Origin of the sequence: Psychrobacter sp. UBA5136 (assembly GCF_002414005.1) — a bacterium.
GTDB lineage: Bacteria > Pseudomonadota > Gammaproteobacteria > Pseudomonadales > Moraxellaceae > Psychrobacter.
Genome location: NZ_DHYG01000067.1, coordinates 101,078 through 110,729, shown reverse-complemented (window position 1 = coordinate 110,729; position 9,652 = coordinate 101,078). Strand labels below are relative to the sequence as shown.

The 9,652-nt window shown below is 43.7% G+C and carries 5 protein-coding genes; 3 read left to right on the top strand and 2 right to left on the bottom strand.

What is annotated here, in order from left to right; translation table 11 throughout:
• Positions 1 to 33 precede the first annotated feature (33 nt).
• Positions 34 to 738, top strand: coding sequence for an MFS transporter (locus B4240_RS11535; RefSeq protein WP_296239353.1), 705 nt, complete (start codon positions 34 to 36; stop codon positions 736 to 738).
• A gap of 816 nt (positions 739 to 1,554) precedes the next feature.
• Positions 1,555 to 1,926 (top strand): MliC family protein, encoded by a 372-nt coding sequence (locus B4240_RS11530; protein ID WP_296239350.1) that lies wholly within the window; start codon positions 1,555 to 1,557, stop codon positions 1,924 to 1,926.
• Positions 1,927 to 2,102: 176 nt separating this feature from the next.
• On the opposite strand, the gene B4240_RS11525 is transcribed toward B4240_RS11530, so the two are convergent.
• Positions 2,103 to 3,251, bottom strand: a complete 1,149-nt coding sequence (locus B4240_RS11525) for a catalase family protein (protein WP_296239349.1) — start codon at positions 3,249 to 3,251, stop codon at positions 2,103 to 2,105.
• 432 nt (positions 3,252 to 3,683) lie between these two features.
• Here B4240_RS11525 and B4240_RS11520 point away from each other — a divergent pair, with 432 nt between their 5' ends.
• Positions 3,684 to 5,096 carry an aspartate ammonia-lyase gene (locus B4240_RS11520; protein ID WP_296239347.1) on the top strand — a complete coding sequence of 471 codons (1,413 nt, stop codon included), beginning with the start codon at positions 3,684 to 3,686 and terminating at the stop codon, positions 5,094 to 5,096.
• A 184-nt stretch (positions 5,097 to 5,280) separates the two neighbouring features.
• Here B4240_RS11520 and hrpA read toward each other — a convergent pair whose 3' ends face one another.
• Positions 5,281 to 9,558: an ATP-dependent RNA helicase HrpA gene (gene hrpA, locus B4240_RS11515; RefSeq protein WP_296239345.1), complete on the bottom strand. Its 4,278-nt coding sequence runs from the start codon at positions 9,556 to 9,558 to the stop codon at positions 5,281 to 5,283.
• Positions 9,559 to 9,652: the final 94 nt, after the last annotated feature.

Here is a 9,652-nt window from a genome sequence, read left to right as displayed (position 1 = left end):
GTTTCTTCAGCATAGCTCATTCCTCTTGCGACGATGATTGATCAACAATGGGGTTGGCGCATTACTTTTGGCTTAGTCGCTGTATTGGTATTCGTTTCTCTTATCGCTTTAGTACGTCTTTTACCTGAAGTGTCAGGTGGTGGACAGCTGAGAATGGAAGAAGAGATCAAGGCCTTTAAAAATAAAGCTTACTGGAAAGCCTGCGTAACAAGTTGTTTGATTTTAGGCGCAAGCTTTGCTGCATTTAGTTATTTCGTCCCTGTTTTGGTCGATATAACTGGATTTAGCATGCATGTCGTACCTTTCATTTTAATGGCATTTGGGTTTTCAAATATTGTAGGTAATACGATTACTGGTCGTTTAGCACATAATCATAGCCTTAAAATTATGCTCGTTGGTCTAACCGTATTAAGCATATCTTTATTTGCTTTTGCAATCTTCGCTGAATACAAAACTGTAGCGATCCTTGCAATCATTTTGATTGGATTATCTGGCGTGCCAATGAACCCAGCAATGATGGCAAGGATTGTCAGTGTTGCGCATCCGGGTCCTATGGTCAATGCAGTGCACACCTCAGTAATTAATATTGGTTTAGGTGGTGGTTCATATATAGGTGGTGTAGCAATTACAAATGGTTATGGTTTACGTTCAGGCTTATGGATTGGTGTAATATTAGCAGCATTGGCATTGGCTTCACTTCTACCTTACGTACGTAATCGTCAACAAGGTTGGGGTTAGAGAAATAAACTGCCTTAGGATTGTTGGAGATCTAACATTCTGAGAGGATAGGACAATAAAAAAGCAAAACTACGTCTTTTGATCTTTATCTAAAAGTATCACAGTCTCATATAAAAATCGACTTAATGCAGTAAGGCTCAATAATAACCATTATGTTGCATTCATAATCACTTTTCTGCAAAATAATATGAGTATATGAGTGAAGCTCAGTTCTTTCGATAATATAGTGCGGCAAACGTGCCAAGCAATTTAAACCAAGATCAATATTGCAGCTTTCATATGTACGTTTTAAAAGCTCCACATAGACACCTATCAAAACCTTCTTTTGCTGGTGATGTGCCAAAAAGCATACTGATTAAAATTTGAACAATTTTTGAAGCCTTGAAAGCTTTATAAAATCAGAGAACTTAGCTTAGATTTCCTATTGCCTTTTACCGCCAGCATACTTTTTAGAACACCGCCTTATTTTTTAATAAAATACCTGCTTTAAAATTGCTCTGGTTAAAGCTGCCCTATTTTATGCAAAAACCCTGTTAATGTTCGTAGGAATTTTTTTGAAAGCCGGCTTACCTTATATGCCTTACCTTGTATATAGCAAATCTCAAATAAAAAGAGTGCAGGCTTTAGGACGTGCTTATTTTGGTTTCAGCCAGGCAGCTTATGTGGATGGGTTGGGGCATTTATCAAAAGGTAGCGCTGAATTTGGGAGTCGGTGTTACTCGTCCAAATACGAACCACAACACGAATTTACATTTTTTATTGTATGATACCGCTCAGCGTAACAAATAAAACTTACCTTAAGTTTCGAGGCATATTATGAAAAAATTATTAGCTGTCGCCCCTTTTGCCGCCCTACTAGCCGCTTGTGCCACTAGCGCACCAACCACTACGACCCCGCCTACTAATACCCAGCAAGTGGTTCAATCCTTTACTTGTCAAGACAATGGTCAAATCACTGCTGCATATACGGCAGATGGCCAAATTGCTAACCTAAACGTTACCCTGCCAAAAGTTGGCCTAAATAACGCTAAAGTCAGCATGAAGCAAGCGGTATCAGGTTCTGGCGCGCGTTACGTCAACGATGTTAATCCGCAGACGACTTATGATTGGCACACCAAAGCCGATTTCGGTATTATGTCCATTAAATCTGACAACGGCCAGGAATACCAAGTGAATTGCCAACTATAATCACCTGAAATAATACTTGGTAGTTAATGAACAGTGACTTAAATAAGGTCTATATTTTTACTAAAATCTGTTTAAAAAAATAGCCAGTAGACAAACTACTGGCTATTTTTGTGCTTAAGCTGAATAAATTGTCTTAACAACTGAATCATAAAATCTATGTAAACCTACCAAAGGGTTTAAAAGAAAGATTTATCAAAGGTCTGTTTTAAGCTTTTAGGTTCACAGTGTTTGACGGCGTTTAATTTATGACGCGTCTCCGCTGCTATTTGATAGGCTTTTAAACGCGACTGTTGCAGATTGCCGATTGGACGGTTTTCTTCTAAACAACGAAACGGCGTAAACGATAAATTTTCCATAATCTCAAAATGACCATCATCAGGCACATCTTGGCAAGGAATCGTAAGCCTTGCTACCGTCACAAATGGCGCATCGGACGCTTTCCATTCTTTGGTTATCTCTTCAATTGGCTGCTTTTTTAGATTGCGGCACAGCTGAATCTGGACATCAAATTGATAATCGTGCTCACGTATCTCATCAATAATTAGCGGACGAAACGCCTCCTCGCGCGCCGTCAGATCTACTTCGCGGCGAGTGACTTTTTTCGCCGATGCTTTGGTTGGCGTTGCCCGTATTTTTGCCATGTAATCGCCATGACGCACCACGCCTTGCGAATGAAAATCATAAAGCAAGGTGTTTTTTGGCTCAATTTTCACAAATCCGCTAACCGCTTTAAACGTTTTTAAGGATTCTTTGGTCGGGAATTTTGAACCGTAATTGGTCAACCAGTTAAAGGCCAATTTTACTTTTCCAATCGCGCCTTTTTCAATGTATTTTGGCAATTCTAAAAACAGCTTAGAGATATAAGCATAATCTTCGATTCTATTACAGAAGAACACAGGGTAATTAACCAAGTTAAAATCAAAAGTAGTACTGTCTTCTTCACCCGGCGCCAATTTTTTGCCCGGTACATCAAAGACCTTTATCGCCAAACCTTGCGCTAAGCCCAGTTTGCGATCAGCAGCAACAAAAGGTGCACCGTTAGAAAAACGAATCACCGCATCATGTATACCAGCCTCAGCATACAGACCTTGGGCATACTCGGCAGGCAAATCATCTAAAATCTCAAATTTGGCTTTAAGTGCGCAGTAGCCTTTGGCATGGGCATCGCGCGTATGATAATTGACGTTACTGACTTTATCACTGTTAGCGATATAGTTTTTGATATCGTCAGTAATTGTACGGATATTACGCTCGTCTGCTGCGCTTAGCTGAATGTATTTTGCCTCATAAGGCACGTATTTAGGTTTGAATAATTTTTTTAACATCGTCTTCCTCGCTGGAAAAATTGTATCACGCAATAAATATCTTTTTGAACACTCTATGCACCCAAGCCATTGAAAGCCATGTTATTTTTATATTTTTTTATAGTGGTTAGGTATCCGCTGTTAAACATCAAGCGTTAAACATCAGTTTTGCTTTGAATTTATGGCTTTATGACTTTCTCGCTTTACTCAACCAAAAACCTGAGCAAAAACCTGGCCGTTTATCATTTATCATTTATCATTTATCATTTATCATATAAAGTTTTTTGTTTCATTATGCGTCATGCAATAAATATTCATTATTAATCACTTCATAAAAAGCTTATGCTGTAAGGTTAAAAATTGATTTACTAATGTGATGCTACTGCTGTCATTTTAATAAATGACGGTCTCGCCGCGTCTTAATCAGGGCTTTTTATTGAAAGGATTTATTAAATGACTACTGCTACTCGCCAAGAACATGACCTGCTCGGCTATCGTGACGTGCCCGCTGATGCTTACTACGGCATCCAAACCTTACGCGCTTTTGAAAACTTTACCGTCAGTGGCGTGCGCTTAAATCAATTTTCGACCTTTATTCGCGCTTTTGCGACCGTTAAAAAAGCGGCGGCGATTGCCAATAATAAAGTCGGCGTCCTAAATGAGACGGTTAAAGACGCTATTGCGGCGGCGTGCGATGACTTAATCGCGGATAAATATCACGACCAGTTTATCGTTGATATGTTCCAAGGCGGCGCAGGTACGTCAACCAATATGAACGCCAATGAGGTGATTGCTAACCGAGCGCTCGAAATCTTAGGTTATGAAAAAGGCGACTATCAGCACGTGCATCCAAACAACGATGTCAACCTGTCGCAATCAACCAATGATGCCTACCCTACGGCGATGAATGTGGCGTTAGATGATTACTGCGTTCATCTATTAGGTAAAATGGATATTTTGTATAACAGCCTTAAAAATAAAAGCGCCGAGCTTGCCGATCAATTAAAAATGGGTCGTACGCATTTGCAAGACGCCGTGCCTATGACCGCGGGTCAAGAGTTCAATGCCTTTGCAACCATGATCAAAAAAGAGATGGATCGTATCGAAACTACTCGTGCGCTGTTTCATGAAATCAATATGGGCGGCACAGCAATTGGTACGGGTTTGAATGCGCCAGCGGGTTATTCTGAAGAAGTTGCCAAAACCTTATCTGAGCTGACTGGCAGACCTTACTATATCGCTGAAGACTTGATTGAAGCCACACAAGACACCAGCGCTTATGTTGCACTATCTGGCAACTTGCGTCTTTTTGCTGCGCGTTTATCTAAGATTGCCCATGACTTACGTTTGCAATCTTCGGGCCCGCGCGCTGGTCTAGCGCAATATCGCTTGCCTGAAATGCAACCTGGCAGCTCAATCATGCCGGGTAAAGTAAACCCTGTGATCCCAGAAGTGGTGAACCAAGCCTGTTTCCATGTCATGGGTATCGATCATACGATCGCTATGGCGTCAGAAAACGGTCAGCTACAGCTCAACGTCTTTGAGCCGGTGATTGCTTTTAACTTATTTACCGGTATGAGCATGCTGGCTAACATCTGCGAGATGTTTGCTACCCGCTGTATCGATGGTCTGATGATGAATAACGAGGCGTGTAGCGTCGAGGTATTTAATAATATTGGACTGGTGACTGCGCTGAACCCACATCTTGGTTACGAAGCGTCTTCTTTTGTCGCAAGAAGAGCACAAGAGACTGGTGGTAGTGTTTATGACATCGTATTAGAAGAAAAACTGATGGATAAAGAGACGCTAGACGATATCTTGTCTCCTGCCAATATGGTGTATCCAAAGGTTAGAGCATTGCTATAGTTTATCTATAGTTAAACAAAAAGGCTGGATTAGCGATTGCTAATCCAGCCTTTTTTATTGTCTTTCATTGGATATGGAAATTATTGTAGGGTGCGCCTAGCGCACCGATAAAAGGACATTACATGGAAATGGTGCGCTGGACGCACCCTACTCACTTGCGATGCTAAAATTGCAATGCAATTTTTTAACGCATCTTATCCCATATCTTATTCAAACGCTTCGGTGATACCGCCATGCGGGTTTTCATCGGCTGCGCGAAGAGCTGAATGCGATACTCCTCAACCATCCAGCGGTATTCACTGATGGCTTTATCGTTGGCGCGATTTGCCAGCCGCTCCATATGCTCATCAAGAGCGTAGACACCATCGAGGTCGGCTTCAAGATTGTGCTCAAGGCGCTCAAGACGAATCTCTAGCGCTTCCAAATAGCGCGGATACTGCTGCCAGTGGCTATAATCCATGCGATACACAAAGTCGGCTAAATGCAAATCTTCTAACTGGTCTTCGATATCTTCGATAGATTCGCCAAATATCTCCCGATCAAGCATGAGTAAACTCTGACGAATACGCTGCCAACGCGTATAGACATTTTTAAGCGTTTTTATGACGTCTTGACCGGTTAATAGGAAGTTACCAGCGACGACTTCTAAGGTTTTCTCGAACTCCTCAGCAGTAAAGGGCAATTCTTCAGCCAGTGCCACAGCGCTATCATCAGCGCTTTCAGGCAAATCGGCACTATGATCAAATAACACATAGTGCTCTTCGAGCGCTGCATCCAATGCCGCATCGATAACGATGGTTTTTAGCTTCTCCATATCGCCAAGTGGCGCAAAGGCCAATTTAAATATCTTATCGATTTGACTGGTGAGCTGCTTTTTCTTGGCGCCAAGCTTAGCTTTTATCAAGGTCAAAACGCCGATACGGTGCGCCTGCAACGCCGCATTGACATCGGTATATTGATGAATCGATACCGCTTCGCCCGCTTCGTCAGCAACCAAGGCGGCAAACTGCTTCATCACCACGCCTGCGCTATGATGGTTTTTGCTAAAGGCAAAGTGCTCAGGGAATTCGGTATGCGTGCCTTGCTGCTCATTCACCGCTTGGCGGGTCTCACTAGCATGACGAATTTGCAGCGTTTGTAAGTCGCGACCTTTTTCGATAATGCGGTTTTTGTCATCGACGACACAGATTTGCGGCTGCAAATAACGATCAATGCTAGCAGGATTAAAGCTCTCAGGCGTCACCGACATAATGCCGCGGCGATTTAATGCTTGGCAAAGCTGCTTAAGTAGCCCTTGGCCTCCAGCGGGCTGCAATTCATCAAAAAGGCTATCGGCCGTATCAGGAATAGGGACGATTTGACGACGAATATCTTTCGGCAATGACTTGAGCAATTGTAATACCAGCTCATAACGCCAGCCGGGCACGCCCCACAATAGCTCAATTGCATCAAGCTGCGGTAGCGCCGCAAGTGGCACACGAATGGTCACGCCATCATCATCGCTTGACGGATCAAAGACATAACGTAGCGGCAACTTTAAATCACCCAGTTTCCACACTTCTGGGAAATCGCCTGTGGTTGGGGCTTGGCTGTTAAGAACATCTTCATCGGTAAAGAATAAATATTTAGCATCGGTTTTTTCCACCTCAGCGCGCCAATCCTCAAAGGCTTTGCGACTGGCAACATGCTCGGGAATTTTTTTATCATAAAACTGATACAGCGCTTCTTCATCAACCAATAAATCACGGCGGCGTAATTTGTCTTCAAGGCGTTCGATGTCAGCGATTTTGTCCATATTATGCTGTAAAAATGGCGCTTGCCGACCCAAGTTACCAGTCACCAAACCATCACGGATAAAGATTTCCCGCGATTCACTGAGATTAACCTGCTCATAATTGGTCAGCTGTTTACTAATAATAATCAGACCAAATAAACTAATCTGCGCGTAAGCTTTGACGCGTCCGGTTTTTTTCGACCAATGCGGCTCAAAGTAGTGATATTTTAATAAGTTACCCGCCGCTGAGATAATCCACTCTGGTTCGATTTTGGCAACGGTACGCATAAAGACTTGTGAGGTTTCGACCACTTCAAAAGCCATGACCCAAGGCGGTACTTGTTTAAACACCGTACTGGCTGGGAAAATTTTGGCTTTTTGCTGGCGCGCAGCTAAGTATTCACCGCGATTTTCGGTTTTATGCGCAATCGTCGATAACAGCCCTGTTAATAATGCGCGATGTAAATTGGCATATTTAACGGCTTTAAGTTCCTCATCTTCAATCGCAGTAGGGTCACTCGTCACATTCTCTAACGAAGCATTTTTACTAGTAGTTTTTGCATCTTTCACATCAGTCAGCTTTAGCTCAGTGACCATTTGTACCAACTGACGATGGGTTTGACTCCACTCGCGCACACGCGGAAAGCTCAGATAGTTTTTCTTGGTAAACTGCTTACGCTGATTGCCAGACAGTTTGTTGCCGTCTTCATCCTTTTCAAACAAGGCTTTCCACAGACTCAGATAAAATAAAAAGTCTGAGTCATCTTGGCGAAATTCTGCATGCTTTTGATCCGCTTGTTGGCGCTTATTGGCCGGACGCTCGCGTGGATCTTGCACGGCAAGCGCCGCGACGACGATAAGCATCTCACGAATACAATCAAAATCGCTACCAGCAACCAACATACGCGCAAGCCTCGGGTCGATTGGCATACGCGCCATTTTTTGCCCAATCGCTGTCAGACGCAGGTGATCAGACCCTTTTTGCCTTTTAGCATGACTCGCGGCGCCGCCTTTAGACGTAATCGCGCCTAGCTCATCGAGCAGTTTATGCCCATCAGTAACCAAGCGGCTATCAGGCGGCTCAATGAAGGCAAAATCCTCGACGCTGCCTAAGCGCAGGTTGGCCATTTGCAAAATCACCGACGCCAAATTAGTGCGTAAAATCTCAGGTTCGGTAAATTCTGGACGCCCGCCAAAGTCCTCCTCAGAATAAAGACGAATACAAACGCCAGGTGCGACACGGCCGCAGCGACCTTTACGCTGATTGGCCGCCGCTTGCGAGATGGCTTCAATCGGTAAACGCTGCACGCGAGAGCGATACGAATAGCGTGATATCCGCGCAAATCCTAAGTCAATCACATAGCGGATGCCAGGTACGGTCAGCGCCGTCTCAGCAACGTTGGTGGCGATAACGATACGCCGACCGCGACCTGAAGGCTGAAAGATGCGCTGCTGCTCTTCATAAGTCTGCCGTGCAAATAGTGGCAATACTTCGGTGTGCTTGGGCCCATGACGCTCAAGCACCTCTTGGAGCTCACGAATCTCGGCTTCTGTGGCAGCAAATATCAAGATATCTGCTTGATCGGCATGCCCTTTATTTTGTGCATCGCTAAAACATTCTTCGACGGCAGCAACCACCGCGCGAGGCAGATTCTCTTCAAAGTCATCATAGCTATCATCATCCGAGCTACTCACTGGCTCATCGGTCAACGGACGATAACGAACTTCCACAGGATAGCTACGTCCTTCGACATTAAAAATCGGCGCAGGGACGTTACGTTTTAGCTTCTTATCATAATGGCTAAAGTATTCGCTAAAACGCTGAGTATCCAGAGTGGCAGAGGTAATAATGACCTTTAAATCTGGACGTTTCGGCAGCAGCTTTTTTAGATAACCCATAATAAAGTCAATATTTAAGCTACGCTCATGGGCTTCATCAATGATGATGGTGTCATATTTACTCAAGAAACGATCGTGACCCAATTCAGCAAGCAAAATACCATCGGTCATCAATTTCACAATAGACTGCGCCGAGCCTTGCTCATTAAAGCGGATTTTAAAACTGACGCTATTACCGAGCGGCTCGCCCAACTCTTCCGCGATTCGGTTTGCCACACTACGAGCAGCCAGTCGCCTTGGCTGGGTATGTCCTATTTGTCCCGTAATACCGCGCCCTGCCAGCATGGCAAGCTTCGGTAATTGCGTCGTTTTACCAGAACCCGTCTCACCTGCCACGATAATCACTTGGTTATCAATAATCGCTTGTACCAAATCATCGGCGCGTTGACTTACTGGCAGATCAAGATTTAACTTGGCTGCTAAATCTTGAGGAATACTATCGATACGCGCTTGCACCGCTTGCTGTGAGCGGGTTTTTATTTTGTCGTACTGGGCGCGTTTTTTGGTTAGCCCATCTTCTGCTTTATTATCAGAACTTTTCTGATCGCTCTTCTTGTTAGCCACAGCAGCACGCGCCAGCTCACGCTCTAAACGGCTGAGATAATAGCTATCTTTTGCTAAAACTGGCAAATCGGCAGCAACCTTAGCGTGCGAAGATGCGTTATCAGTGTTTACTGTGACAGTAGAATCATCGTTCGGATTTATCACTTTGTTTGCTTTGTTGCTTTTGTTTTTGATTGACGTTTGTGAAGTAGGTATTTCTGAGTTGTTTTTAGGAGTATTGGGCATATTTACTTAGGCTATTTATTATTTAGAAGTGTTTAGATTATGGGGGTAATTTGGGCATGATTCAAGATAGTTATAGAAACGGGCTAAAGCGAAA